35 protein-coding genes are annotated in these 24,459 nt (G+C 70.5%); 17 read left to right on the top strand and 18 right to left on the bottom strand.

Annotated elements, in window-relative coordinates:
* The first annotated feature begins 44 nt into the window (after positions 1-44).
* From CJZ86_RS07045 to CJZ86_RS07015, 8 genes are all read left to right on the top strand, one after another.
* Complete coding sequence (locus tag CJZ86_RS07045; protein ID WP_094585241.1) at positions 45-1,034, top strand: hypothetical protein; 990 nt, start codon at positions 45-47, stop codon at positions 1,032-1,034.
* Between the two features lie 228 nt (positions 1,035-1,262).
* Positions 1,263-1,505, top strand: coding sequence for a hypothetical protein (locus CJZ86_RS16665; RefSeq protein ID WP_143594085.1), 243 nt, complete (start codon positions 1,263-1,265; stop codon positions 1,503-1,505).
* A gap of 39 nt (positions 1,506-1,544) precedes the next feature.
* On the top strand, positions 1,545-1,919 hold the full coding sequence (locus CJZ86_RS07040) for a VOC family protein (RefSeq protein ID WP_094585377.1): 375 nt from the start codon (positions 1,545-1,547) through the stop codon (positions 1,917-1,919).
* Between the two features lie 31 nt (positions 1,920-1,950).
* Positions 1,951-2,757 carry an SDR family NAD(P)-dependent oxidoreductase gene (locus CJZ86_RS07035; RefSeq protein WP_094585240.1) on the top strand — a complete coding sequence of 269 codons (807 nt, stop codon included), beginning with the start codon at positions 1,951-1,953 and terminating at the stop codon, positions 2,755-2,757.
* The gene (locus CJZ86_RS07030; protein WP_094585239.1) at positions 2,757-3,632 is read left to right on the top strand and encodes a bile acid:sodium symporter family protein; all 876 of its coding nucleotides are present in this window, start codon (positions 2,757-2,759) and stop codon (positions 3,630-3,632) included. The genes CJZ86_RS07035 and CJZ86_RS07030 overlap by 1 nt, the downstream gene beginning before the upstream one ends.
* 6 nt (positions 3,633-3,638) lie before the next feature.
* A complete protein-coding gene (locus tag CJZ86_RS07025; protein ID WP_094585238.1) occupies positions 3,639-3,920 on the top strand; it encodes an antibiotic biosynthesis monooxygenase in 282 nt (93 codons plus the stop codon).
* A 231-nt stretch (positions 3,921-4,151) separates the two neighbouring features.
* A complete protein-coding gene (locus CJZ86_RS07020; protein WP_502690423.1) occupies positions 4,152-4,406 on the top strand; it encodes a DUF3721 domain-containing protein in 255 nt (84 codons plus the stop codon).
* The gene (locus tag CJZ86_RS07015; RefSeq protein ID WP_094585236.1) at positions 4,406-4,894 is read left to right on the top strand and encodes a DUF3721 domain-containing protein; all 489 of its coding nucleotides are present in this window, start codon (positions 4,406-4,408) and stop codon (positions 4,892-4,894) included. Before CJZ86_RS07020 ends, CJZ86_RS07015 begins: the two co-directional genes overlap by 1 nt.
* 2 nt (positions 4,895-4,896) lie before the next feature.
* On the opposite strand, the gene CJZ86_RS07010 is transcribed toward CJZ86_RS07015, so the two are convergent.
* The 3 genes from CJZ86_RS07010 to CJZ86_RS07000 are packed head-to-tail and all read right to left on the bottom strand — an operon-like array spanning position 4,897 to position 6,646.
* Entirely contained in the window at positions 4,897-5,382 is a 486-nt protein-coding gene (locus tag CJZ86_RS07010; RefSeq protein WP_094585235.1) for a GNAT family N-acetyltransferase, read from the bottom strand.
* On the bottom strand, positions 5,379-5,816 hold the full coding sequence (locus CJZ86_RS07005; RefSeq protein WP_094585234.1) for a hypothetical protein: 438 nt from the start codon (positions 5,814-5,816) through the stop codon (positions 5,379-5,381). Before CJZ86_RS07005 ends, CJZ86_RS07010 begins: the two co-directional genes overlap by 4 nt.
* Positions 5,813-6,646, bottom strand: a complete 834-nt coding sequence (locus CJZ86_RS07000; RefSeq protein ID WP_353615216.1) for a sulfite exporter TauE/SafE family protein — start codon at positions 6,644-6,646, stop codon at positions 5,813-5,815. The genes CJZ86_RS07005 and CJZ86_RS07000 overlap by 4 nt, the downstream gene beginning before the upstream one ends.
* A 187-nt stretch (positions 6,647-6,833) precedes the next feature.
* On the opposite strand from CJZ86_RS07000, the gene CJZ86_RS06995 reads away from it, so the two are divergent.
* Complete coding sequence (locus CJZ86_RS06995) at positions 6,834-7,178, top strand: ArsR/SmtB family transcription factor (protein WP_094585233.1); 345 nt, start codon at positions 6,834-6,836, stop codon at positions 7,176-7,178.
* An 8-nt stretch (positions 7,179-7,186) separates the two neighbouring features.
* On the opposite strand, the gene CJZ86_RS06990 is transcribed toward CJZ86_RS06995, so the two are convergent.
* Positions 7,187-7,711, bottom strand: coding sequence for an HPP family protein (locus CJZ86_RS06990; RefSeq protein WP_502690422.1), 525 nt, complete (start codon positions 7,709-7,711; stop codon positions 7,187-7,189).
* 202 nt (positions 7,712-7,913) lie between these two features.
* On the opposite strand from CJZ86_RS06990, the gene CJZ86_RS06985 reads away from it, so the two are divergent.
* Together CJZ86_RS06985 and CJZ86_RS06980 are read left to right on the top strand one after the other, a co-directional pair.
* On the top strand, positions 7,914-8,534 hold the full coding sequence (locus tag CJZ86_RS06985; RefSeq protein ID WP_233133896.1) for a cytochrome b/b6 domain-containing protein: 621 nt from the start codon (positions 7,914-7,916) through the stop codon (positions 8,532-8,534).
* Complete coding sequence (locus CJZ86_RS06980) at positions 8,534-9,235, top strand: molybdopterin-dependent oxidoreductase (RefSeq protein WP_094585231.1); 702 nt, start codon at positions 8,534-8,536, stop codon at positions 9,233-9,235. The genes CJZ86_RS06985 and CJZ86_RS06980 overlap by 1 nt, the downstream gene beginning before the upstream one ends.
* Positions 9,236-9,258: 23 nt before the next feature.
* Here the strand turns inward: CJZ86_RS06980 and CJZ86_RS06975 are convergent, their stop codons facing one another.
* Positions 9,259-9,762, bottom strand: a complete 504-nt coding sequence (locus tag CJZ86_RS06975; RefSeq protein WP_094585230.1) for a DM13 domain-containing protein — start codon at positions 9,760-9,762, stop codon at positions 9,259-9,261.
* A gap of 110 nt (positions 9,763-9,872) precedes the next feature.
* Positions 9,873-10,748, bottom strand: a complete 876-nt coding sequence (locus tag CJZ86_RS06970) for a hypothetical protein (protein WP_094585229.1) — start codon at positions 10,746-10,748, stop codon at positions 9,873-9,875.
* Between the two features lie 103 nt (positions 10,749-10,851).
* Here CJZ86_RS06970 and CJZ86_RS06965 point away from each other — a divergent pair, with 103 nt between their 5' ends.
* The 4 genes from CJZ86_RS06965 to CJZ86_RS06950 are packed head-to-tail and all read left to right on the top strand — an operon-like array spanning position 10,852 to position 13,845.
* Complete coding sequence (locus tag CJZ86_RS06965) at positions 10,852-11,850, top strand: DMT family transporter (protein ID WP_094585228.1); 999 nt, start codon at positions 10,852-10,854, stop codon at positions 11,848-11,850.
* A gap of 13 nt (positions 11,851-11,863) precedes the next feature.
* Positions 11,864-12,445 (top strand): sigma-70 family RNA polymerase sigma factor, encoded by a 582-nt coding sequence (locus CJZ86_RS06960; RefSeq protein ID WP_094585227.1) that lies wholly within the window; start codon positions 11,864-11,866, stop codon positions 12,443-12,445.
* Positions 12,442-13,143 carry an anti-sigma factor gene (locus tag CJZ86_RS06955; RefSeq protein WP_094585226.1) on the top strand — a complete coding sequence of 234 codons (702 nt, stop codon included), beginning with the start codon at positions 12,442-12,444 and terminating at the stop codon, positions 13,141-13,143. The genes CJZ86_RS06960 and CJZ86_RS06955 overlap by 4 nt, the downstream gene beginning before the upstream one ends.
* A 3-nt stretch (positions 13,144-13,146) precedes the next feature.
* Positions 13,147-13,845 (top strand): cupin domain-containing protein, encoded by a 699-nt coding sequence (locus CJZ86_RS06950; RefSeq protein ID WP_094585225.1) that lies wholly within the window; start codon positions 13,147-13,149, stop codon positions 13,843-13,845.
* Between the two features lie 7 nt (positions 13,846-13,852).
* Here the strand turns inward: CJZ86_RS06950 and CJZ86_RS06945 are convergent, their stop codons facing one another.
* The 8 genes from CJZ86_RS06945 to CJZ86_RS06915 all read right to left on the bottom strand — a co-directional run bounded on the left by CJZ86_RS06945 (position 13,853) and on the right by CJZ86_RS06915 (position 19,498).
* Positions 13,853-14,689 carry a metal ABC transporter permease gene (locus CJZ86_RS06945; RefSeq protein WP_094585374.1) on the bottom strand — a complete coding sequence of 279 codons (837 nt, stop codon included), beginning with the start codon at positions 14,687-14,689 and terminating at the stop codon, positions 13,853-13,855.
* Positions 14,690-14,764: 75 nt separating this feature from the next.
* Positions 14,765-14,893: a hypothetical protein gene (locus CJZ86_RS17505; RefSeq protein WP_286145702.1), complete on the bottom strand. Its 129-nt coding sequence runs from the start codon at positions 14,891-14,893 to the stop codon at positions 14,765-14,767.
* 34 nt (positions 14,894-14,927) lie between these two features.
* The gene (locus CJZ86_RS06940; protein ID WP_094585224.1) at positions 14,928-15,140 is read right to left on the bottom strand and encodes a DUF8657 domain-containing function; all 213 of its coding nucleotides are present in this window, start codon (positions 15,138-15,140) and stop codon (positions 14,928-14,930) included.
* Positions 15,141-15,376: 236 nt separating this feature from the next.
* On the bottom strand, positions 15,377-15,745 hold the full coding sequence (locus CJZ86_RS06935; RefSeq protein ID WP_015110192.1) for an AbrB family transcriptional regulator: 369 nt from the start codon (positions 15,743-15,745) through the stop codon (positions 15,377-15,379).
* A 68-nt stretch (positions 15,746-15,813) separates the two neighbouring features.
* Entirely contained in the window at positions 15,814-17,046 is a 1,233-nt protein-coding gene (locus CJZ86_RS06930) for a mechanosensitive ion channel family protein (protein WP_094585223.1), read from the bottom strand.
* On the bottom strand, positions 17,043-18,350 hold the full coding sequence (locus CJZ86_RS06925; protein WP_094585222.1) for an extracellular solute-binding protein: 1,308 nt from the start codon (positions 18,348-18,350) through the stop codon (positions 17,043-17,045). The genes CJZ86_RS06930 and CJZ86_RS06925 overlap by 4 nt, the downstream gene beginning before the upstream one ends.
* Before the next feature lie 9 nt (positions 18,351-18,359).
* A complete protein-coding gene (locus CJZ86_RS06920) occupies positions 18,360-19,229 on the bottom strand; it encodes a methyltransferase domain-containing protein (protein ID WP_094585221.1) in 870 nt (289 codons plus the stop codon).
* Between the two features lie 14 nt (positions 19,230-19,243).
* The gene (locus CJZ86_RS06915) at positions 19,244-19,498 is read right to left on the bottom strand and encodes a hypothetical protein (protein ID WP_094585220.1); all 255 of its coding nucleotides are present in this window, start codon (positions 19,496-19,498) and stop codon (positions 19,244-19,246) included.
* Between the two features lie 62 nt (positions 19,499-19,560).
* Here CJZ86_RS06915 and CJZ86_RS06910 point away from each other — a divergent pair, with 62 nt between their 5' ends.
* Positions 19,561-20,040, top strand: coding sequence for a protein phosphatase (locus CJZ86_RS06910; protein WP_094585219.1), 480 nt, complete (start codon positions 19,561-19,563; stop codon positions 20,038-20,040).
* On the opposite strand, the gene CJZ86_RS06905 is transcribed toward CJZ86_RS06910, so the two are convergent.
* Positions 19,955-21,280 carry a ScyD/ScyE family protein gene (locus CJZ86_RS06905; RefSeq protein ID WP_094585218.1) on the bottom strand — a complete coding sequence of 442 codons (1,326 nt, stop codon included), beginning with the start codon at positions 21,278-21,280 and terminating at the stop codon, positions 19,955-19,957. The two genes, CJZ86_RS06910 and CJZ86_RS06905, sit on opposite strands and share 86 nt — an antisense overlap.
* Before the next feature lie 133 nt (positions 21,281-21,413).
* On the opposite strand from CJZ86_RS06905, the gene CJZ86_RS06900 reads away from it, so the two are divergent.
* Positions 21,414-22,073: a 2OG-Fe(II) oxygenase family protein gene (locus CJZ86_RS06900; RefSeq protein WP_094585217.1), complete on the top strand. Its 660-nt coding sequence runs from the start codon at positions 21,414-21,416 to the stop codon at positions 22,071-22,073.
* 16 nt (positions 22,074-22,089) lie between these two features.
* Here the strand turns inward: CJZ86_RS06900 and CJZ86_RS06895 are convergent, their stop codons facing one another.
* The 3 genes from CJZ86_RS06895 to CJZ86_RS16960 form a co-directional block, all read right to left on the bottom strand.
* Positions 22,090-23,466, bottom strand: a complete 1,377-nt coding sequence (locus tag CJZ86_RS06895; RefSeq protein ID WP_094585216.1) for a hypothetical protein — start codon at positions 23,464-23,466, stop codon at positions 22,090-22,092.
* A 65-nt stretch (positions 23,467-23,531) separates the two neighbouring features.
* Positions 23,532-24,041 (bottom strand): hypothetical protein, encoded by a 510-nt coding sequence (locus CJZ86_RS06890; protein WP_094585215.1) that lies wholly within the window; start codon positions 24,039-24,041, stop codon positions 23,532-23,534.
* The coding region (locus CJZ86_RS16960) for a hypothetical protein (RefSeq protein WP_198960098.1) at positions 24,038-24,459 on the bottom strand (422 nt) is incomplete at its 5' end. The genes CJZ86_RS06890 and CJZ86_RS16960, both read right to left, overlap by 4 nt.

The following is a 24,459-nucleotide window of genomic DNA, read 5'->3' as shown; positions in this document are numbered from 1 at the left end:
CTGTTGCTCGTCCTGCGTCCAGTCCCCCCGGATGTCGTTGAATCATGTGGTTCGAAGAACTGACCGGCTTCTCAGAGCTTTCCCCAGATCAAGTTCGGGGGAAGATCACGGTTGAAGACGAGAACTTGCAGTCCCATGTGAATGGGAGGGTTCTCGCCTGTGGCCGGTTGGAAACGCCAACGTTGGCTGACTTGCGAGAGCGTGTTCAGGCCAGCGGCTATCCGCCCGGCACCCTGAGGGTGCGAGAAGTCGTCGCCAATGTGCAACATCTGCATGCAGACGAGGCGAACGCGATGGCGCTCTTTCAGGTGGCCTCGCAGTTCAACCTGCTTGAGATGGTGTCTCCAGATGTGACGCCAGAGCACGGCGTGGGAATCTATGAACATGACCATACCCAGGGGCCGGCGTGTGCCATGGCAGCTGGGGCAGGAACGATCTATCGCAACTACTTCGCGGATGTCAACGGGCAACCCGGTCAATCAGCGCGCCACCAGATCGACTGCCTCGCTGACCTCGGCATCGCCCTGGGAAACACAGAGGGCCGCCTCTGGGAGATGAGGAATGGCTACCCTTTGGCCTCGCGCGCTGGCCTGGTGGAGATCTCAGAGCACCTGAAGTCGGCGGACGACGATCAATGCGACGCATTGCGACGGTTGCTGCGAATTGGAATTCAGTGGAGAACGCAGGTGACGTTGAAGGATTGCGAGCACCTCGTTTCACAGGTCTACGGCTCCGCCTTGCCCGTTGCCTATTCCCGGCATGCGTCGAACCTCTGGGCCCCCTTCGCACGGCTCGTCCTGGAGGCCTCCTATGAGGCAACGATCTGCACCGCCATCCTGAACACGGTCCAGCATGGGAGCAACAGAGTGTTTCTCACGTTGCTCGGTGGCGGGGCTTTCGGCAATGAAACCGACTGGATTCTGAAGGGCATTGAACGGGCATTGAACCTTCACCGACACGCTGATCTTGATGTGGCTATCGTCAGTTATGGCGCTTCGAATCAGTACATCAGACGTTTGGTCAGCTCTTTCTGATCATGAGCTCCCCCTTTCAGACTCAGGATGGCCATCACGGGCACCCGCTCTTCGCGGAGCTGGACCACCGTTGCTCTGGCAGTGAGCACCTGGGCTTTCAAGTCAATTGCTGATCTGGAGGCCCAGCCAAGTTGGAGCGTCCTGATGGATGGGAAGGAGCCTCAGCCATGGGCCTGACGCAGGACTTACCTCGCCTAAACTCCCGCGAGTGATGTCCTGAGCACACTGATGCCTCCCGAAACGCCCGCCAGCACGACACGTTCCGCCATCGCGCGGCGCTTCGCCGCTGGCGCCGCCATAGGTGTGCTGATCGCCTCGCTGCCCTTCGCCGCGGGTCACACTTTCCAGCTCAGCAGCCTTGAGGTGGTCGCTGCCGCCCTGGTGATTACCACCTCAGGAGTGATGGGCTGTCTGTGGGGCGGCCGCTTTCTTGAGGCCCTTTCCAGGGCGCTGGATTCCACCTCCGTGTGAGGCTTCAGACTGCGCTCCATGCCGAGCTGGCGGGCTCCCATGGCTTTCACGCGATTGCTGACCAACCTCTGCTCCGACCGTCTGGGCGAGAGCCGCGATTTCTATGTTTCGCTTCTCGGGTTCGAGGTGAACTACGACAGTGACTGGTATGTCCAGCTGCGCAGCCCCACCCATCCTCAGCTTGAGCTCGGCATCATCGCGCGATCCAGTGAGCTCGTTCCCGAGCCCTTTCAGCAGGCGCCTGCCGGGATCTACCTCACCTTCGTTGTTCCTGACGTCGATGCTGTGTACGCCAAGGCCCTGGGCCTGGGGCTTTCGATCCACCAGGAGCCCAGGAATGAGTTCTATGGACAGCGCCGCTTCCTGACCGTCGATCCCAACGGTTGCCTCATCGACATTTGCAGCCCCTGCTGAGCGCCTGAGCAACCCATCCACCGAAGCCGCGATGTCATCCGCCCCGACCCGACGCCAGCGGCGTTTCCTGGATCAATACGGCCCCTGGGCCGTCGTCACCGGAGCCTCCTCCGGCATCGGCCGCGCCCTGGCCTGCCGCCTGGCCGATGCCGGCCTGAACCTGGTGCTCGTGGCCCGCGATCGCCCCCGGCTCGAGACCCTGGCGGCCAACCTGATGGCCAGCCACGGCGTGCAGGTGCAGGTCGTCGCCGTGGACCTGGCCCGGGAGGACCACCTCGAAGCGATCCGCCGGGTCACCGACCCGCTGGAGGTGGGATTGCTGGTGGCCTCCGCCGGCTTCGGCAGCTCCGGCCCCTTCCTGGAGTCCGACATCACCAGCGAAACCGAGATGCTGATGGTCAACGGCCGGGCGGTGCTGCAGGCCTGCCACCACTTCGGCCGTCGCCTGCGGGAGCGGGGTCGGGGCGGCCTGGTGCTGCTCAGCTCGATCGCCGCCTTCCAGGGGATGCCCTACGCGGCCCATTACGCCGCCACCAAGGCCTACGTGCAGAGCCTGGCCGAGGCCCTGCAGGTGGAACTCCGGGGCGACGGCGTGGCCGTGCTGGCCGCGGCGCCCGGCCCCACCCACAGCGGCTTCGCCGCCCGGGCCGGGATGCGGATGGGGGCGGCCATGGACCCGGAGGCCATCGCCCAGCCGATCCTCGCGGCCCTGGGGCGGCAGACCACGGTGCTGCCGGGCGCCCTCTCCAAGCTGCTGAGCTGGTCGCTGGTGCCCCTGCCGCGCTGGGCGCGGGTGAGCATCATGGGCACGGTGATGCGGGGCATGGCCATCCACTGATGCAGAGCAGCGTCTTCACGGTGGTCCTGTTGCCTCTGGCGTTGGCCATCGTCATGCTGGGCATGGGCCTCAGCCTGGTGCCCGAGGACTTCCAGCGCATCACCCGCTACCCCAGGGCGGTCGCGGTGGGCACGGTCTGCCAGACCCTGGTGTTGCCGCTGCTGGGGGCCCTCATCGCCCTGTTGGTGCCGATGGAACCGGTGATGGCGGTGGGACTGGTGGTTGTGGCCGTCTGCCCGGGCGGCCCGTCGTCCAACCTGATGACCTACCTGGCCCGGGGGGATGTGGCCCTGTCGGTGACGCTGACGGCCGTGAGCAGCATCGTCACGGTGGTCACGATTCCGCTGTTCACCAACCTGGCCCTCCAGTATTTCCTGGGGGAGGGGGCCGCGATCGCCCTGCCGATCGGCACCACCATGCTGCAGATCGTGCTGATCACCCTGCTGCCGACGGCCGTCGGCATGGCCATCCGCCACCGCTTTCCCGGGCCAGCCCGACGCCTGGAGAAGCAGATGGGCCGCCTGGCCGGGGGCCTGCTGGCGCTGATCATCCTGCTGCTGTTCATCCGCGAGGCCCCCAAGTTGCCGGGGTTTCTGGCCCAGATGGGACTGGCCATCGCGCTGCTCAACGTGCTGGCCATGCTTGCGGGCTTCCTGGCCGGCCGGCTGTTCCGGCTGCCGCTGGCCCAGCAGGTGTGCATCGCGATCGAAGTGGGGATTCAGAACGGAACCCTGGCGATCGCCATCACCGCCGGCCTGCTCAACAATCCCGACATGGCGGTGCCGGCGGCGGTCTACAGCCTGCTGATGTATGTGTTCGGCTTTGGCGCGGTCCTCTGCGGCCGGCGCCTCATCCCCTCGGCCTGCCGGGCGTGAACTCCCATGGACCATGTGCTGATCATCCACGCCGTGCGGGACTACGAGGCCTGGAAACAGGTGTTCGACGCGGCGGCCGGCCTGCGCCGTGATGCCGGCGAGCGGTCGTTCCAGGTGCTCCGAGATGCGAGCGACCCCAACAAGGTGGTGCACTTCTCCCGCTGGGAATCGATCGCCAGGGCGAAGGCGTTCTTCGAGTCCCCCGAGCTGGTGGAGATTCGTCGGCAGGCCGGTGTCGAATCCCCGGAGTTCCTCTATCTGCATCAGCTGGAGGCGGGCACGCTCTGACGGCTGGCCCCTTCCTCCCATGCGCCCCAACGACCCCGGCCGTTACGCCGCCCGGATCGAGGGCCCGGGCCGGAACCCATCAACCGGCCACCGGCGCCAGGGAAATGGCGAGCCGGCGCCTCGGCCGGGACGGCGATCCCATCGTGCCCAGCTATGACAACCCCTGAACTCCCAGCGCCAGCACTGCCTGAGATCAGCACTGCCAGAATGATTGTCGTTTCAGGAATCGTCGTGTCTCTCCTTCGGCCGCCCCTTGCTCCCCTGGCCGCCGCCGCCGGCCTCCTGGCCGCGCTGGGCGGCGCCCCCGCCCTGGCCCAGCAGCCCGGCCATGGGGCCCAGAAGGCGGTGTTCGCCACCAAGGCGGAAGCCGAAGCCGCCGCCAAGCACTTCAACTGCACCGGGGCGCACAAGATGGGCAACCAGTGGATGCCCTGTGCCACCCATGGCGAAACCAAAGGCGGGACGTCCGGCCACGGCTCCCACTGATGCCTGACCCAGCCGCGCCCGAGAATCCACCCTCCGGCGGCGCCCCTCCCTCCAGCGGCCCCTCGGCCTGCGGTGGCCGGCCGAAGATCCTGGCCATCGGCATCGCCCCCCTGGGCATCATCTCGATCGGCATCGTGCCCATGGGGGTGGTCAGCATCGGCGTCGTGCCGATGGGAGTGCTGAGCCTGGGGGCGGTGGCGATGGGGGTGATCAACGCCTCTGTGGTCGGCATGGGCATCCTCATCGCCGGTGTGAACGTGATGGGCGTCTGGTGGGTGGGGATGGAGGGGATGGGCCCCTACCGGCTGGGGAGCCCGAGCGGCCAGGTGCACCATCACCACAACCACAGCTCAGGCCAGGGCCAGCCCAACCTCTACGCCTACCCCAGCCGCGAGGAGGCCCTCAGGAAGGCGAAGGAACTCGGCTGCGAAGGGGCCCACGCCATGGGATCGCTCTGGATGCCCTGCGAGGAACACCCGACCCCCTGAACTCAGGCCAGGGTCTTGAACATCACCAGCGCATCCACCTCCCCCAGGCGGGGATGGCGGAACGCCCCCGGCAGCCGGCCGATGGTGCGGAAGCCGTTGCGGCTCCAGGCGGCCACGCCGGCGCTGTTGGTGCTCACCACCAGGTTGAACTGCATCGCCGTGAAGCCCCGCCGCCGCGCCTCCTCCTGGGAGTGGCGGCAGAGGGCATGGCCCACGCCCCGGCCCCGGGCGGCCTCGGCCACCACATAGCCGGCGTTGGCCACGTGGGCGCCCAGGTACGGCTGGTTGGGGCGCAGGTAGTAGGTGCCCAGGATGGCGCCGTCCGCATCGGTGGCCACGAAGGTGGCGGCGACGGCCCCCACCCAGGCCTGATGGGCGGCGTCGCTGTCGATGGCCGGGTCGTGGGGGAAGGTTTCGCCGGCACGGAACACCGGCTCCAGCACCGCCCACACCCCTGGCCAGTCGGCCGGCTCGTAAGCCCGGATCATCCCGCCGCTTGCACCACGATCGATTTGGTCACCGTACCGGGCAGATTCCGCGACACCGGACAGACCTTCATGCGCCGCTCCAGAAAGGCCCGGCTGGGCCCATCCAGCGCGGGCGTCGCCGCCCCATCGGCCGCCTCCAGCCGCACCTGGAAGGTGCCCTCCACCGCCTCGACCATCCAGTCGGCGGAGGCGGTCACGTTGAGCACCCCGTCCACGGCCGCCAGGGGCAGGTGCCGCTCGAGGGCGTTGGCCACCAGGTAGTGGTGCTGGCAGAGCAGCAGCGACAGCAGGAAGAGCCGGAAGCCGGGGGTCTGCAGGCTGGGCTCCAGCGGCTGCCACGGCTCCTGCTCGCCGTTGCGGAAATCGACGCTGAGGGCCTCGCCGGCGGCGCCGTGGCGGCTCTGCAACTGGAACTGGAACAGGAGTTGGCTCATCGCTGGTGCGGGACGGTGTGGGTGGGGGGACTGGCGGCGCCGAGGCTGCGCTGGCGCTGGAGGGCTTCGGCGCCCGTGAGCAGGGCCGAGCCGACCAGCAGGGCGGCGAAGCCCTGGCGCAGGTGCCGATCGGAGAGGTGGGGGGCCAGGGCCTGGCCGCCGATCGCGCCCAGCAGTCCGCCGCCGATCAGGGGCGCCAGCAGGGGCAGGCCGGCCGCCGGCCAGTGCCCCAGGGCCCCGAGGGCCACCAGGCTGTTGGTGGCGATCAGCACCAGGCTGGTGCCGCTGGCCAGGGGCATCGGCAGACCGGCCAGCAGCACCAGGGCGGGCACGATGGCGAAGCCGCCGCCCACGCCGGCGATGCCGGTGAGCAGGCCCACCAGCACCCCCTGCCCCGCCAGGGCCAGGCTCCCTCCGGGCCGCCGGGATCCGGTGGCGTGCCTGTCGCCGCCAGGGCCGCGTTGCCGCCGTGAGAGCAACCAGGCGGCCACCAGGGCGGCCGCGGCGAACACCGCCAGCTGCACCGGCTCGGGGATCAGCCCCTGCTTGACGAGGGAGCCGCCGATCCAGCTGCCCGCCAGGGCCGGCACCCCCAGGATCAGGGCGGGCCGGGGCGCCACCTGGCGCCGCCGCAGGTAGGGGCCGGCGTTGGCCACCGCCAGCAGGGTGACGGCCAGGAGCGACAGGGGCATCGCCTCACGGGTGGGCAGCCCGGCGCCGCTGATCAGCAGGGGCAGCAGCAGGATCGAGCCGCCGGCGCCGAGCACCGCCAGCAGGAATCCGATCACGGCACCGCCGGCGGCCATCAGCAGCAGCAGCGGGATGCTCAAGACCGACCCCTCCGCCGGGACCGGGCGGCATGGCGTGGCGATGCGGGGACGGCGGACATCGCGGGGCTTGGGCTGGTGATTATGACCATACACGCATACAACGGCAAAAGAGTGAAAGCTGCCGCTGTCTGCGCCCCATCGGCGGGAACGGCGCTGCATAATGTCGCTAGCGTCATAGTGATCTGGCATGGGCGTGGTCGGTCCCGGTTCGATTCCCAGTCCGGAGCTGCTGGAGGAGTTCAGCCAGTTCTTCCGGCTGCTGAGCGAGCCGGCCCGGCTCCAGCTCCTCTGCCATCTGCGGCAGGGTCCCTGCGATGTCGCCTCCCTGATCGAGGCCACCGGGTTCAGCCAGTCCCACATCAGCCGCCAGCTCTCCCAGCTGCAGCGGGCCGGCCTCGTGAGTTGCGAGCGCGAAGGGGTCCGCCTGATCTACCGCGCCGACGCCGAGCTGGTGGAGGAGCTCTGCCACCTGGTCCAGACGCGCATGAAGCAGCGCCTGCAGCAGCAGCTCGACCAGCTCCATTCCGCCTGAGGCCCGGATCAGAGCCAGTGCGCCGGGTACGCAGAGGCTCCTCGGACCCCCCGGCTGAACAGCCAGGCGAGCAACACGAGCAGCACCGACCCCGAGAGCACGGGAAACAGCACGAATCCGGGACCGGCCTTGAGAAAGACCCCGAGAAAGGCGACGCCGCCGGCCGGAGGGTGGAGGCAGCGACCCAGTTGCCCCACCACGATCGTGAGCCCGACCGCCAGGGCCACACCCCAGGCACCGGACCAGCCGCAGCTCACCACCAGAATTGCGATCAGGCCCCCCAGTCCGTTGCCCAGAACGATGTTGCGGGGCTGGGCCAGGGGGCTGCGGGGGTGGCCGAACAACAGCACCGAGGACGCCCCCAGCGGGGCCGCCATCAGCAGGTAGCCGCTCCAGGCGCTGAGACCACCGAGCAGGGCCAGGGACAGCAAAGCCCCGAGCCAGGAGAAGGCCAGGTGGTCGCGGGTGAAACGCGGCTGGTAGGCCCTGCCCCTCTCTCGCTCTGTGTGAACGGAAGCCAGGAGTCGCCCCAACCACCATGTGCCCGTCCCACGGGCGCCGGAGCCTGCAACGCGAGGGTGCTGGCGTTCAGGAGCCGATGGCCCGGCCCGGAGAGTCATGGGAGGCAACCGCAAGGGGTTGACCGGCCATTGTGGTGAGTTCTGCCGCTGGATCGTGTGGCAGCGGGTACAAGGACAGCTCGGCAGACTGACGGCGTTCCCTTGGCGTCAGCCGGTGATCACGCTCTCTGACGCCTCCGGCTCCGCTCGCCCGGGCGCCCACCCCCTGTGGACGAGGGCCTTCCACGGTTTCAACCTGCTGGTGCTGCTGCTGATGGCCGGCAGCGGCCTGGAGATCTACAACGCCAATCCGGTCTTCGGCGGCCGGGCGGGGGCGACCGTGCCCGAGTGGCTCACCCTCGGCGGCTGGCTGGCCGGCGGCCGCGACTGGCACTTCGGCGTCATGGGTCTGTATGCCGCCAACCTGGGGCTCTGGATCGGCCTGCTGCTGCAGCGCCGCCACCGGCGCCTGGCCGACGGCGGCGATCTGGGCACCCTGCGCCGCAGCGCCAGTCCCCCCCGGCGCCGCCTGGCCAGCCACCGGATCACCTACACCCTGATGCTGGTCGTGCTGGCCTTCAGCCTGATCACGGGCCTGGCCATGTACAAGCCGGCCCAGTTGTGGTGGCTGGTGTCCCTGTTCGCCTTCGCCGAGCCGGCCGGCCACTCCAGCTGGCAGACGCTGCGGGTCTGTCACCTGGCCACCATCCCCGCCATCGCCCTGCTGCTGGTGGCCCACGTGGGGCTCTCCTGGCGGGTGGGCGGCCTGCGGCTGCTGCGGCGCATGGCCCTGTGATGGGCAGCGACCCCGGCCGCCGCCGTGCCCTCGGCCTGCTGGTCTCCGGCGGCTCCTCCCTGCTGCTCGGCGGCTGTGGCCTCAACCGCTGGAGCAACGCGGTGGGCGCCGCCACCCAGCCGCTGAACGAGCGGATCGAGGCCCTGCTGCAGGGGAAGGGGCCGCTGCCCGAATTCCGGCGCAGCCAGGTGGAGCCGGCCGCCCTGCTGGTCAACAGCTTCAACGGCACGCCCAACCTCCCGCCCGAGAGCTACCGGCTCGTGGTCAACGGGGCGGTGCGCCGCCCCCTGCGCCTTGATCTGGCCGCCCTGGCCGCCCTGCCCCAGCGGGAGTGCGTCGTCCGCCACGTCTGCGTGGAGGGCTGGGCGGCGATCGTCGCCTGGTCGGGCCCGCGGCTGGCCGATGTGCTGGCCCTGGCGGGCCCGTCTCCCCTCGGGGCCTATCTGGCGATCCGTTCCGCCGACCAGTACTTCGAGACCTGGGATCTGGCCTCCGCCCTGCACCCCCAGACCCTGCTCGCCACCCACATGAACGGGGCGCCGCTGCCCGTGGCCAACGGCGCCCCCGTGCGGCTGGCGAGCCCCATCAAGCTCGGCTACAAGCAGAGCAAGTGGGTCACCGGCCTGGAGCTGATGACGAGCCTCGGCGACCGTCTCGGCACCTGGGAGGACAGGGGCTACGAGTGGTTCGCCGGACTCTGAGTGGACGCTGAGGGGCCTGACGCTCAGGGCTTGAGGGGCGCCCAGGCCATGGTGGCGTTGAACTTCTGGCACCAGATCAGCACCGATTTCTGGGCCTTGAGGTCGATCGAGGCGGGGATCACGTAGCTCTGGCCCCCCTTGCTGGATTTCAGCTTCGACAGCAGCGTGTAGCTGCCGGGCTTGAGGGGGAAGGCGGGGGCCTTGCTCATCGCCAGGGGCGTGGCGGAGGGGCTGAAGGCCACCCACAGATCCGGGGCCATGGCGTTGGTCTTGAAGTCGCCGCTGAGGGTGAGCACCGTCTTGCCGCCCTGCTCGCTGATCGAGAAGCCGCCGCTGACGGGAGCCTCCGCCTTGCGGAAGCTGCCGCTGGCCTTCGCCATGGCCTGGGCCAGGGAAGCCAGGGCGGGGGTGATCGGCTCGACGGCGGGGAGGCCGAGGCTGCGGGCGGGGAGGACGGTGCCGGAGAAGGCCGCCGCCGCCACCAGGGTGAGGGCGCCGGTGAGGACGGTGCGGGGGGAGCGGGTCATGGCGAATGGGGTGTGAGGGGCGAGGGACAGGCCAGGCGTTGCGACGCCAGAACCCGCGCTCACCAGCAGATACCCATGGGCGGCCGCTCCGGATTCGATCCGGTGCCGGTTCAGGTGATCGGCACGGTGTGGTGGAGGGCGTCGAGATTCACCTGGCGACGCCCCCGGCCGTCGACGGACACCAGATCGGCAAAGGTCCGGCCCTGGAGAATGTCCTCGAGGCGGTAGTGGTGGACCTGGAGCAGGGACGATCCCGTCACCTCGTCGGAACCCTCCACCAGCACCATCAGGGCACCGCTGGCCCGGGCGATGGCGTCGAGACCCAGCTGGACCAGGGGACTCTCCGGGGTGAGCGGGTGGGTCAGCACCGCCGTCACATGCAGCTGGGGCGTGGACGGGTTCAGCAACGGCAGCGGGTGCACCCGGCGTTGCCACAGCCCCGGTTCGATCTCCTCATCCACGAACAGGGCCATCGTGTACGACACCTTCAGCCAGTAGCTGGGGTCGGTGGTGACGAAGCGGCAGCTGAGGTGACCACCGGGCCAGCAGCTCAGGCACAGCTGGCGGCTGAACCGCAGCGGGGAATCCACCTGGGTGAAGCGCAGGAAGAACAGACCTGTGACCATGGCGGTGGTCAGGATGCCGATGATCCGCTGGCCCGCCGCCAGGCCCAGGGTGTAGGGCGAGTTCACCCTGGCCGACTGGAAGCTGGCGCTGAACATGTTCTGCAGGGCGAAGATGCCGCTGGCGGGCAGCCCCATCGCCCCCTCCGCCTCCACATGGCCGGCATCCAGCTGGAACGCCAGGGCGAAGATCAGCACCTCCGCCAGGTAGATGAGCGTCATCGCCAGGAAGAACACCGGCCATGGCATCCGCATCGCCATCGACACCGGCTGGCGCCAGAGGCTGGTCCAGGGGCTGCGCTGGTGATCCAGGGTGCGGCGTGCTGGCCGCGACAGCTGGTTGAGGACGGTGGAGAGGCGCACGAGGACCCGGAGCCCGACGCAGGAACAGTAGGGGTCCCGGCCCAGCGCTCCGGGCCGCTCTCCGGCTGTTCCCTGGTGGCCTGGAGGGCGCCATCCTGAGCCGATGAGGCTCCCAGATCCATCGGACGGGCGACCGCGGCCGATCCCGGGCCTGCTGCCGCTGCTGCTCTACGTGCTGCTGCGGGGGCTGGATGCCACCGTGCTCAAGGGCCTGCAGGACCACGGGATGGCCCATCCGGTGGATGGTGAGAACCCGATCAGCTTCTGCAATGTCTTCTTCCTGGCCCAGCTCACGGTAGGTCTGGCGGCCCTGATCCCCGGACGGCGCAGCCTGGGCAACGACCTGGCGCAGCTGGGGCCGGCCGATCGGCGCCTGCTCGCCCTGCACGGGGGCCTGGGCCTGTTTCTCGGGCCTGTGGCCTACTACCTCGCCCTGGAATCCCTGTCGGTGATCAGCCAGACCCTGCTGTTCGCCCTGGTGCTGCCCGTCTCCGCCCTGCTGGCGCGCTGGCTGCTCGGGGAGGCGCTCCCCGCCGGCTTCCGGCTCAGCCTGGTGCTGATCGCTGCCGGGCTGGTCGTGCCCCAGGCGGCCACGGCCATGGGCAGCGGCCGGATGGATGACGCCGCCGGCATCGCCTGGGCCCTGGTGGGGGTGCTGGCCTTCGCCGGCTCGGCCGTCAGCGGTCGCGCCATCGCCGCCCGCCGCTGGCCGGCGGCCGTGAGTGTGGGGGTGCCCACCCTGCTGAGCGCCCTGGTCTTCGGCGCCATCGCCCTGGTGCTGTTCGGACCGCAGCATTTCCTCCTGCTGCGGCTCTGGTGGGTGGTGGGGGTGATCGGCGTCTATGCCGTCACCCTCTCCCTGGGTCGGGAGCTGGCCCTGCGCCAGGCCTACCGCCGCTGCAGCGTGGCCGTCGTCTCCCTCTGGAGCTCGCTGGCCCTGGTGGTGGCGGTCCTCAGTGCCGCCCTGCTGCTGGGGGAACCGTTGGGCATCCCCGTGCTGGCCGGTGCGGCCCTGGTGCTGGCCGGCGTGTTCGTCAGCCGCCGGCCGGGCCCCATCCGATCGCAGCCTTCGCCGGTATCCGAAGAACGGCACTCCCGCTGAACACCCCCCGGTCGTGAACCCCTCCGACGCCGAAGCCCCCCCCAGACGGCCGCCGCTGCGGGGCTCCCTTTCGGGGGCCCCTGGCGAGGCCGGCGATCTGGGCGCGCTCTACGACAGCTGCAGCGGTCCGGTGTACCGCCTGGCCCTGCGGCTGTGCCGCTCGAGCCAGGAGGCCGAAGACCTCACCCATGACGTCTTCCTGCGCTACTGGCAGCAGGGGCGCTACGACCCCGCTCGGGGTCCGGTGCTGGCCTACCTGCTGCTGTTGACCCGCTCGATGGCCATCAACCGCCTCAACCAGCGCGCCAACCGCTGGCAGCTGGTGCAACGCTGGTCGGAGCACCTGTTCCCTGCGGCCGTGCCCACGCCCCACGACCGTGCCGAGTCCGAGGATCTGGCCGACAGGGTCCGGGGGGCCCTGGCGGCGATCCCCGCCAACCAGCGCCAGGTGCTGGAGATGGCCTACTACGAAGGACTCAGCCAGTCGGCGATCGGAGCGCTGCTGGAGTTGCCCCTCGGCACCGTCAAGACCCGCGCCCGCCAGGGCCTGATCCGCCTGCGCGCCCTCCTCCACGATTCGCCCGCCCAGCCATGACTCCCGACGCCATCCCCACCCCCGATGCCGCCGGCATCGACGCCCTGCTCGCCGGCCATGCCCTGGGGGACCTCGAGGAGGCCGAGCGGGAGCAGCTGGCCCTGCTCCTGCGGGAGCGGCCCGAGCTGCGCCAGCGGCTCGAGGAGTTCAGCACCACCCTGGAACTGCTGCCCCTGGCACTGCCGGCCACGGCGGTGCCACCGCCCGCCCTGCGCCGGCGCCTCCTGCAGCCCAGCTCCCGGCCGGGGCCCTGGCGCCTCTGGCTGGTGCCCTCCCTGCTGGCGGCCGGCCTGCTGGTGCTGGCCGGCGAGCTGCACCAGACCCGCCAGCAGCTGGCGGGTCTGCAGCGGCAGTTGGCGCCGGCACCGCTCGCCGATCCCCGCCTGCTGCCGCTGCAGGCCGTGCAGCCCGGCCAGAAGGCGGCCGGTGAGGTGCTGGTCACCGGCAACCGCACCCACAACCTGCTGACCCTCAGCCACCTCCCCCCCCTGCCGCCGCAGCGCACCTACCGCCTCTGGGCCACCGTGGGGGGAAAGACCGTCGGTTGCGTCCACTTTGTGCCCAACGCCAGCGGCCAGGTGGCCATGCCCATCCCCCTCTCCCCCACCAGCCAAGCCAGCGCCGTCAGCGTCAGCGTTGAAGGCGACCCCAACGGCCCGGCGCCCAGGGGCCCGATGCTGCTCACCAGCTCCCTCTGAACGATGGCCCCCGCCCCCCTCCCCACCCAGCTCCATGCCGATCCGGCCCTGCGGGTGGTCGTCGACAGCGGCTCCCTGCCCTGGTATCCCTCACCCCTGGCCGGGGTGGAGCGGCGCCCGCTGGAGCGCGACGGCGGGGAGGTCGCCCGGGCCACCTCGGTTGTCCGCTACGCCCCCGGCAGCCGTTTCTCCCCCCATGGGCACGACGGCGGCGAGGAGTTTCTCGTGCTCGAGGGGGTCTTCTCGGATGAGCAGGGCGACTACGGCCCCGGCACCTACGTGCGTAACCCGGTCGGCTCCGCCCATGCCCCTTTCAGTGCGGCCGGCTGCACCATCCTGGTGAAGCTCCGCCAGATGGATCCGGCCGACCAGACGCGGGTCGTGATCGACACCGGCTCCTCCACCTTCGTGCCCGGCCTGGTGCCCGGCCTGAGCGTCCTGCCCCTGCATGGCTTCGGCCTGGAGCACGTGGCCCTGGTGCGCTGGGAGCCCGGAACTCGCTTCCCCCTCCACGCCCACCCGGGGGGCGAGGAGATCTTCGTGCTCGAGGGGGTGTTCGAGGACGAGCAGGGGGCCTACCCGGCCGGGACCTGGCTGCGCAATCCGGCCGGCAGTCGCCATGCGCCCTTCAGCGGGGGCGGTTGCCTGATCTGGGTCAAGACCGGCCACCTTGACCCGGGGACGGCCTCCCCGCCCGGCTGATCGCGGTTCAGGAGGTCGCCGCCCGGCCCCGCAGCGGTGCCACCGCCAGGGCGACCAGGAAGGCCACCAGCTGGGCGATCACGACGCAGGGGCCGGAGGGCAGCGCAAAGGCGGCCGACAGCAGCAGGCCGAGCACGGCGCCGGCGGCCCCGAGTCCGGCGGAGAGGGCCACATAGGTGCCGAAGCGCCGACTGACCAGCCGCGAGGCACAGGCGGGGATGACCACGAAGGCGCTGATCAGCAGCACCCCCACCGCCTTGACGGAGATGGCCACCACCACGGCCAGCAGGACCAGGAACAGCAACCGGTGCAGGGAGACGGCCACCCCTCGGGAGCGGGCGAGGGGTTCGTCGAGGGTGAGCAGCACCTGGTCGCGCCGGGTGAGGGTGAGGTAGCCGGTGGTGACGACGAGCAGGGCCCCGATCAGGGCCAGGTCGAGCCAGGTGACCCCCAGGATGTCGCCGAACAGGAGCTGCTGGATGCCGCCCTTGTAGACGTGCAGCAGGCTCAGGGCCACCACGGCCATGGCGAGCGAAGAGGAATAGACGATGTTCAGCAGGGCATCGGCCGGCAGCTTGCTGCGTTGCACCAGCTGGTTCGTCATCAGGGCGAACAGCACCGCGAAGGGGATCAGCACCAGGGTGGGATCGATGCCCAGCAGCAGGCCCAGGGTGATGCCGAGCAGGGCCGAATGGCCCAGGGCGTCACTGAAGAAGGAGAGCTGGCGCAGCACGGCGAAGCTGCCCAGCACGCCGCCGAGAGCGCCGCTGAGAAGACCGCCCAGCAGGGCCCGCTGCATGAAGGGGAGCTGGAGCAGCTCCACCAGGGTCGATGCCCCTGCCATGCCCTCGGTCATGGGTGCTGTCCCCGGTCCGTCGCTGCCATCGGCTCAGGGTACCCAGGGCGCTCGTGTGCAACCTCAGGAGAGTGTGTGGGCCAGCGCCAGGTCCAGGGCCTCCGCGACCAGGGCCAGGGAGGCCGCCAGCAGGGCCAGGCGACCGGCGCGGCAGAACAGCCGTGAGGTGATGACGAAACCCATCGGGATCATGGCTGTACTCCGGTGCAGGGCAAGGGGAAAGGGCTCAGTGGGAGGGGCGGTGCAGGGGACGCAGATCGGGCAGGGCGGCCGAGAAGGCGGGGGATCCGTGGCGGGTGAGGGGCCAGCGCCGCACCCAGCAGCTGTCGGTTTCCTCGTCGATGCTGATCACCTGGTAGGTGCCGCCCTGGCGGCTGCCCAGCGCCACGAAGCTGCCGGGGTGCAGGGCTGCTGCCGGATGGGATGGGGGGTGAGGCATGGATGGACCACGCAGCGGCCTTCAACGTAACAGAAGGTTGCGGATTGGTTGACGATTCGCCCCGTCGTGTGCATTCCAAAGCACAGGGCCCGGACCCCGAACACACGTAGCCCCCCTCGAGCATGACCCGAGGGGGGCTACTTTGCGAAGGCGTTGGGGAGTTGATCAATCTCCCCGGCCCCGCACCTTTGGTTTAGATCGGAAGCGACGGCGACAGCGGTACGCCGTACAAAGCTTCACTCGTCGTCGTCGGAGCCGCCCACGGGCACCAGCCGGATCGCCTTGCGACCGAGCTTGATCTCGAATTCATCGCCCGGCTCGAGGCCCAGCATCGCGGTGTAGGCCTTGCCCACCAGCAGGTTGCCGTTGAACTGGACCTTGGCGGTATAGCCGAGCTTGCGGCCGGCCTTGGTGGCCGCCTTGCCGACGCCGTCGCCGAGGTTGATCCCCTTGGCATCGAGAAGCGCTTCGTAGAAGGCCGTGAAGTTCAGGCGCTCGTTGCCGTCCTTCTTGGTGCTCACGTAGCCGCAGCTGCGCACCAGATCGGACTTCGAGGCATCGCCCAGCTCTTTCACCTTGGCGAGCAGATCGGCACCTTTGAGCATGATGCAATGGCGGTTGGTATTGGGCGAAATTCTACAACTCGGGCCTGCGATCGCCAGGGGAGCCAGGTTCAGCTTTTGGGTGGACCCTCCACCTGGTACTGCACCTGCTGGGGGAAGGGGATCTCGATCTGCCGGTCCCGGAAGACCCGCCAGATGGCGGCCTGGACTTCGCTGCAGATGGAGACGTTATCCATCGGGTTGGCGATCCAGAAACGCAGGGCGTAGTCGATGGAGGAATCGCCATAACGCAGCAGCAGGCCCTTCGGCGCCGGGGTGGCCAGAATCCGGCTCTGGCCGCGGGCCGTGGCTTCCAGCAGGGCGATCACGTCGTCGGGATCGTGGTGGTAGGCCGCACTGACCAGCACCTGGCTGCGCCGCAGGGTGTCGGTGCCCGTGTAGGTGACGGTGGTGCTGGTGAAGAAGGTCTGATTCGGGATCACCAGTTCGGCGTTATCCCGGTCGCGCCAGAGCACGGCGGCCCGCAGGCCGAGGCTGCGCACTTCACAGGGATCACCGTCGATGAACAGCACCTCCCCAGGCCGCACCGACCCCTCGAACAACAGCCAGAGGCCGCTGACGAAGTTCGAGAAGACTTCCTTGATGCCAAAACCCAGGCCCACCGAAAGACCGCCGGCCACCGCCAGGATCGCGGTGCGGTTGAAGCCCACGTGATCGAGGGCCCAGACGATGCCAACGGCCACCGCCGCATAGCGGATCATCAGGGCCAGGGCCCGGCGGCTGCCGTTGCTGATGCCCACGCTGCGCTGCACCAGCCAGGCCACACCCTGGGCCGGCGGCCCGGTGCCCATGGCCAGCACGTACAGGATCACCACCGCCAGCAAAAAGCTGCCCACGGTCACTTCTGAGCCGAACCATTCGCCGATGGGGATCAGGGCCAGATCCTGGGGGTTGTCGAACACCCGGATCACCAGCAAAGCGGCGACCAGCAGGTACGCCGGGCGGATCAGGCGCGTCTCCAGCAACTGCATCGGCTGGGGCTGGATGAAGCGGCCCAGGAGCAGTCGCACCCCGCCCAGCCCCAGCCAGCCGAGGTACAGGAGCAGCCCCAGCAGCACCAGGCCGAAGGGCTGCCCGCCCAGCCCCAGGGCCAGCGACAGCAGGCCCAGCAGCGTGGGGATCACCAGCTTCGGCCGCCCTGCCGGGGGAAACCGCGGGGCCAGCCGCGGGCCCAGCAGCCCCTGGCCGAGGAACACGAGCAGCAACAGGATCAGCTGGACACGCACCTCCATGCGTTGCAGGTAGCCGAACCAGCCGAGGATCTCCAGCAGCAGCATGTTCATCGGGACCTCTCGCCACCCAGCAGGTCGATCAGGCCCTTGAGGGCGTCCTGCTGGCTCAGGTCATCAAAGAGGAAACGGGTGAGCAGCGCCTGCCAGGCGTCCCTCTGGCTCTTGCTGGTCTTCCCCTCCAGGCGGAGCGTCGAGCTCTTGATCGACTGCTTTCGGCCCTCCACCATGGCGGCCACCACGGAGGAACTGCTCACCGGCGGAGCCACCTTCCGGTTCACCGGCAGCACGTACTGGTTGCGAAGGACCATGTCTCGCTGGTGCAGCGGACTGATGGCGAACCGGGCCAGGGCCAGGGCCAGCTGGCGCTGGCCCGGACTGGAGTTGACCCCGAAGGCGAGCACCCGCTCCCGGGTGATCGGGCTGGCGGTGCCGAAGGGGCCGGAGGGCAGGGGGGACACGCCCAGGTTCGTGCCCAGGCGCGACCGGAGCCGGGTGATGTTGATGCTGCGGCAGGGAATCCAGTCGAGGGTCCCCACCATCAGCTCCTTCAGCAGTTCCGTCTCGGTGGGGTAAACGGTGACGTGCTGTTGCAGGTCGGCCTCGCGCAACCACTGCAGCCAGCCATCCAGGCTGGTCCGCATCGCCGGGGTCACCGGTTTCCCGGCCAGCAGGTCGCTGACGGCGTCGATCGCCCCAAGCGGGCCCAGGGTCCAGGCCAGGCTCACCGCATCGAGAGACAGCCCCACCTCCATCCCCTTGGCACTGAAGGCCAGCAGCTCGCTGAGGGTGGCGGGGCTGCGGCTGACGCGGCGCCGATCGAAGCAGGCCACAAGGGGCTGCAGCTCCAGGGGGATGCCCGTCAGGGTGCCGTCCCTGCGCCGGACCCGTACCACCGAACCCGCATCCAGCTGATCCAGCACCGCGGCCGGCAAGGACACGGTGCTGATGAGCCGTTCCCGGGCCAGTTCCTGGGCCGTGGACTCGTTCACAAGGAGCAGGTCGGGGCTCAGGCCGGTCCGGTTGCGGACGAGGAGTTCATTGCGCAGCCGTTCCTCGGTGAAGGTTTCCACCTGGAGCCTGACCCGCGGCTGCAGGGTGCGGAACGAGGCCTGAAGCAGGGCCGTGCGTTCACGGACTTCCTTCTGCAGTTCGGTGTCCAGGGCCTCCTGACTGACCCCAACCGCGATGTAGAGGGTGCCCTCGAGGGGGCGCAGGATCGGCTGCAGCCGCTGCCCCTGGCAGCCCCCCAGGGAGGCCAGCAACGGGATGGCGAGCCCCACGGCGAGCCGGGTGATCCGGGCCTGGCGTCGGCCCTGGCCGGGCGGGGTGGGGGAGCGGCGGAGGAGGGGGATCACATGGGGAGGTTAGGGGTGTTGCCCGCGGCGGGCCCGCAGGGCCAGCACGGTGGGGCCGACCCAGTAGGCCCCTGGATCCAGGCGCGCCCTGGCCATGGCCGCGGCCGCAGCGGCGGCCTCCTCGGCCGACCAGAGCCCCTGGCGGATCAGCTCGTTCCCGTAGAGGGTGACGAAGCGCTCCAGCCAGCGGGCCCAGGGGTCACCGCCCCGACCCAGCACCGGCAGGGGCAGCAGTTCCTCGATCCCGAAATCCCGGGCCGCCAGCAGGCTGGGCAGGCGCCGGTTGACATCGGGATCGCCGCCGGCGCCGCGGAAGCTGGCGATGGCGGCGTCGCGGAAGCGGGCGATCGCGGCGCCATCGGGATGGAGGCCGAAGGTGTTCCAGTGGACGTATTCATGGGCCACCAGGACGCCGCCGGGCCGCAGGCTGGTGGCCACCAGATCCAGCAGCGGCTCGAGCCGGGGCAGGAACATGGCCAGCCAGCGGCACCAGGCCAGATCAAAGCCCCCCGTGCCGATCCCGGGAGCGCTGTTGCCCAGGGGGGCCGGGGCGGCAGGCCCCCCCAGGTCGACGGCCCGCACCTCCAGCTGGTGGAAGCCCGCCTGTGCCGCCGCCGCCCGGGCCGCCGCGACGTAGGCCCCACTGCGCTCGAGGGCCAGAACCTGGCCGCCGGGGCCGACGATGCGGGCCAGATCCAGGGCGCAGAAGCCGGGCCCCGCCCCGAGATCGAGCACCCGCTGGCCTGGCCCCAGGCCGGCCCGCTCCCAGGCCGCAGTGGCGGCCGGTCGCCAGAGCTCATGCTGCAGCCGCAGCCGCTCCTGCTCCTCCGGTTCCGTCCCCAGGACGTAGCTGCCCGCTGGGGTGTCGCCTGGGGTCATCGGCCGGGCGCCGCTCAGTCCTCGGGGTAGAGCAGTTCGGCGAGCTCGTCGGGGTCCACGTCGTAGACACGGGCCAGGGTGGTCTCGATGGCGCTGGTCACCACGTCCGGCAGGAAGCGCATCGCGTTCAGGGCGTCGTCGGCGATGTCGTCGGTGAGGAGTTTGTCGCCCCCCAGCTTCTCGTCGTTGATCACGGCCATCACCCAGCTCTGGTAGGCGGTGACGAGATCGGCGAACTCGAGCTCAGGATCGTTCAGATCGAGGGCCATCGGGCGTCTCCACGGACGGTCGTTGCCCCTGCAGTTTGCCGCTTGGCCGTCAGGATGGCTGGATGGATCAGGAACCCCTGCCATCGGTGGCCTCCCTGCAGGGCACCCTGTTCGACTTCGCCATTGCCGAGCTGGTGCGCCAGCATCGGCAGAGCTTCCCGCCCCTGTGGACGGCGGAGAGCTGGGCCAAGCTGCTCATCTGGCTGGCCCTCAGCTGCGGCTGTTCCGGCGATACCCGGGCCCTGGAGGCCTTCGCGGCGGCCCTGGGTCCGGCCCTCACGGCCCGCATGCGGCGGCTGTTCTTCGAGCGGGAACTCCCCGACCTCAACCTGCGGGTGATGGCCGATCCGGCCGAGCAGCAGGTGCTGGTGCTGCCCCTGGAGCCCGGGCCCGCGACCGGCACCCCGGAGACCATCGCCCCCGAGCGGGTGGCCGCCGCCCTCGAGGCGGTGGGCCTCAGCCCGCTGGTGTCGCCCGATCGAGGGCGCTGGCAGTCGCTGGAGGCGCTGGTCGCCGCGCCCTGGCGGAACGGGCAGGGCTGAGGCCGGCGCAGCGGCGCCGCAGGCGCCGGGCCTGGGCGAAGGCGACGCCGACGCCGAGCAGGGGCAGGGGGCCGGGCACCGGCGACGGGGTGAGGGCGAGCAGCTGGCCGTTCACCCCGTCGCCATCGTTGGCCACGTAGATCGTGCCGTCGCGGCCGACGGCCAGGCCCGTGGGGCTGACCAGGTCGTCGAAGATCGTGCGGACGCTGCCATCGAGGCCCAGCCTCAGGATGCTGCCCGACGGGGGGCCCCAGAAGTCATCGCTGTACTGGAGCAGGTAGAGCGCATCATCCGGCCCGGCGGCGATGTCGATCAGGTTGCTGAAGCCGCCGGCGAACTTCGTCACTGGATTGGTGAAGTCGTAGCGGAACACATCGGCGGTCCCGGGGGCGAAGGGAAAGCCGGAGAGCTGGGCGATGTACAGCGCCCCGTCGGGGCCGATGGTCATGCCGGTGGGCACGGCCTGGGCCGGGACTTCCGGAAACGGGAAGGGGAAGGGCAGCGGCGGGGTGGTGACGAGCTCCTCCGGGAACACGTTCACCAGCGAGACCTGGTTGGCGCCGTCGGCCTTCACCAGGCTGTTGCCGCCGGAATCGGTGACGTACGTGTCGTCCCCGCGCACCACCAGGGCGAAGGGATTGCTGTTGAGATCCTTGCCGTCGGGGTTCTGGGTCGCTTCGAAACCGGCGATGTCGGCCAGGGGCGTCAGGCTGCCGGCGGTCAGGTCGATGGCGACCGTCTGGCCGAAGAGGGAGCTGCCCGCGCCGGGGATCAGGGTGGGGTTGGCGCCGAAGCCGAAGACGCCGAAGAGCTGGCCGGAGCCGTTGAAGGCGAGGTCCGCCAGGCCCGTTCCCTCCGGGAACAGTGGGGAGGACTGGTTCGCCAGGGAGGGCAGGTTGGAGAGGGCCCGGGAATAGACGTTGGTGGTGCGGTCGAACAGACCGACGGCCCCGGTGGTGCCGAAGCAGAGGGTGGCGCCGCTGCCGGCGACGAGACAGGGGCCGCTGCCGCCCCGGCCCGCTTCACTGAGCACGAGGTTGCCGTTCGGCGCGATCGTCAGCCCGCGCGGATTCTCCAGCCCCGTCGCCAGGGTCCGGACCCGGTACGGAGCGGCGTCGGCGGGGGCGCCTGCGGCCAGCAGGCCGGCGACGGCCCAGGCCCCCAGGGCCAGGCCAAGCAGCCCATGGCCAGGCCGGAGCGGACGTTGGCGGGAGGCGGGGTGCAGCGGCGACGGCGTCATCGGCAAGACGGTCCGGGGGAGGCGACAGGCGGCACTCTGCCGATCCTGCGGGCCCCGTCAAGACGCCGAGGACACCCCCGGTGGACGTCGGGCCTGCGTTCTAGGTTCCATGTCCGAGAGGATCTGGGCGCGGATGCGGCTGATCGGCAGCTTCGAGGATCCCGGCTATGTGGCCCTGGCCGATGCGGCGATGGCCTTCTTCGACCGCCGCGCCGACCTGCAGCGGCGCGGGGTCGCCTTCTCCTTCGGCGCCGAGGCGGGCGACGGCGATCCCGGTGCGGTGGGGGCGGCGGATCCCGGCAAGATCTCCACCGACATCAGCCTGGTGTGGATCGACCGCTCCGACCCCGAGGCCCAGGGCCTGGCGGACGTGATCATGCGCGGCGTCTCCGCCGGCCTGAAGCGCTACCTGGCCGAGCGGCCCCTGTTCCTCACCTGCTGCCCGGAGCGCTCCCTGTTCGTCAACCCGATCTTCAACCTGCAGCGCTACGCGCCGGGGGAGGGGTTCTACAGCTGGCACTGCGACTGGAACACCAGCGATGAGGCCACCGAGCCGATCCGCCGGGTGCTGGCCTGGATCCTCTACCTCAACACGGTCCCCGACGCCGGCACCGAATTCCACTGGCAGGACCACCACGAGGAGGCCGTCAAGGGCAAGCTGGCGATCTTCCCCGCCGGCCTCTCCCATGTGCACCGGGGCCGCGTCAGCCAGACCCACAGCAAGACCATCGCCACCGGCTGGATCAATGCCGGCACCCTGGACGCCTACGTGGCGCGGCTCGCCGCCGGCTGAGGCCCCGGTCCTTTGGTCAGTCCAGGGGCGACGGCACGATCAGCCGCTCCAGCCGGAGCTCCAGTTCCTCGGTGAGCGCCTGCACCGCCTGTCGCCGATCCCGGCGGTAGTCGGCGAGGCGCCCGTCCACCACGATCGGCCGGTCGATGCTGATCCGCACTCGCCGCCGCCCCAGCCGGGGGCGCTGGTTGGCGGTGTGGCCCTGGATCCGGCACTGGGTGTCCCAGAGGAGCAGCAGGGTGTCGGCGAAGCGCTCCTGGCTCGGCCGCTCCCGCACGTAGCTCCCGCTCACCGCGACGAAGGACTCCACCACGCGCATGTGCCACAGCTGGGCCGCCGTTTCCTCCGCCAGCCGGTCGGCCAGGGCCTGGGCCAGGGGACTGGGGGGCTCGCCGCCGGGGGGCCGGGCCGGGTAGAGCCGGTCCCAGCCGGCCTGCTCCAGACGCCGGCAGCGGTCCGTGAGGCTGCCGCTGGGCCCCATGCCGAAGGACTGCTCCACCCGCCGCAGGGCCAGATCCATCAGCCGCTGCAGCCGGGGCCCGAAGGCGGGCTCCGGCTCTGCGGTGTCCGCGGCGGTCGCGCACGCCTCGGGCAGGGCCAGGTGCACCTTGTCGCGGTAGAAGGCCTCCATCTGCTCGAGCATCCGCTCCCCGAGGCGCACCAGCCGCCCGTGCAACCGGGACGGGTCGAGGTCGTGGCCGGGATCGGGGCTCAGGCCGGCCCCTTCCTCCAGGCGGCAGAGCAGCGCCTCGATCGCCTCCCAGACCGGCTCGATGAAGCTGTACTGCAGGCCGATCGGCAGCAGGTCCATCCGCTCGTGGCGACCGGCCTCCGCCAGGTCGGCCGCCGTCCAGAAGGCGAGCTGGGCGGTGCCGGGCTCCAGGGGGCTGAGGCGTTCGTTGTGGCCGTTGGTGGCCCCCTCCGGCGCCAGGGCGAAGGGATGGGGCCCCTCCAGCAGCAGCTTCCGGGCCGTGCGCAGGGCGGGCAGATCGAGCTTGCTGCGCTGGATCGAGGCGCCGCCCAGGTGGGTGAAGATCCACCCCATCGCCGGCCCGGCCCAGAGGGGGATGCCGCGATCGAACAGGAACTGGCCGGTGGGCGCCGGATCAAAGCGCAGGCCCTGCCGCCGGCCTGCTTCGGCCAGCTCCACCCACAGCAGCCGGGCCATGCTCAGGGGATCGTCGAGGCTCGGGTGCCGGAAGGCGATCAGCAGCCGGCTCTCCCCGGCCTGGAAGGAGCGCATCGCCTCCACGAGCGTGGCCATGCCCTCCACCTCCACCGCCGCAATCCGGCAGCGCCAGCGCAGCCAGAGCGGCAGCACCAGCCGGCCGAGCGCCAGCACCCGGCCATCCAGGCGGGGCGGCAGGAATTCCAGGGGCGGGGCGGTGGCCATCGGCGGAGGTTAGGCGGGCTGCCGGGGGCGGACTGTGTCCATCAGCCCTTGGCCCAGGGCCAGTCTCAGCGCAGTTCGAGGGGGGTGATCGGCCCGTCGCCCCGCCGTACCCCCAGCCGGATCGGCCGGGGCGGACCCTGCGCCGGCAGCGTCACCTCCACCCAGAGCCGCTCGCCGGCCGGACGGCGGGAGGGATCCGCCACCCCGGGCGGGATGAAGTAGGCCACCGAGGGCCCCAGGCGCCAGCCTTCGCCCTGCGGTGTCGCCGCAAGGCTCTTGGAGCGGGGGGTGGCGTCCGTGGCCAGGGTGGCCCGCACCCGGGCGGCCTCGCTGCGCAGCACCAGCCGCTCCCCCGACCAGGCTCTGGACTGGCCGGCCGGCACCTCGGGGGCCGGCACCAGCAGGGCCAGGTTCACGTAGCGCCCCCGGATCGGCAGGTAGGGATCCACCGGCTCGCTCAGCATCCAGCCCCGGGGCCGGGTGGCCCGATCCAGCAGCAGCTGGCCCCCCAGGCTCAGCAGCAGGCCCCCCTGCAGCAGGGCCACCAGCAGGCCGCGCGACGGCCCGGGGATCATGGGGTCCCCCTGGCGATGGCCCGGGCCACGAGCCGGCGGCGCAGCAGCTCCAGGCCCCAGCCGCCGCCGAGGAACAGCACCCCCAGCCCGATCAGGCTGGCGGAGCGTCCCAGGCTGTCCATCACCTGGGAGACGTAGAAGGCCAGCACGTCGATGGCGATCAGGGCGGCGCCGAAGTTGACCCGCTCGGAGCGGCCCTCCATCACGCCCCAGGCCACCAGCAGCAACCCGCCGACCGCCCACCACAGATAGGTGAACACGCCGGCGTCCTGGTGGCTGCTCCAGGCCAGCGCGGCTCCCGGCAGCAGCCAGCCGATCGCCACCGCCAGGGGCCAGGCGCGCCGGCCCCGCAGGCGCAGGCCCAGCAGCAGGGGGGCCCCCAGGGCGACGGCCCAGCCGACCAGGGCCAGCGGCAGCG

Source organism: Synechococcus sp. BO 8801 (assembly GCF_002252675.1).
Classification (GTDB): domain Bacteria; phylum Cyanobacteriota; class Cyanobacteriia; order PCC-6307; family Cyanobiaceae; genus Cyanobium.
The sequence above is the reverse complement of the archived record's forward strand: the minus strand, read 5'-3'. Positions and strand labels throughout refer to the sequence as shown.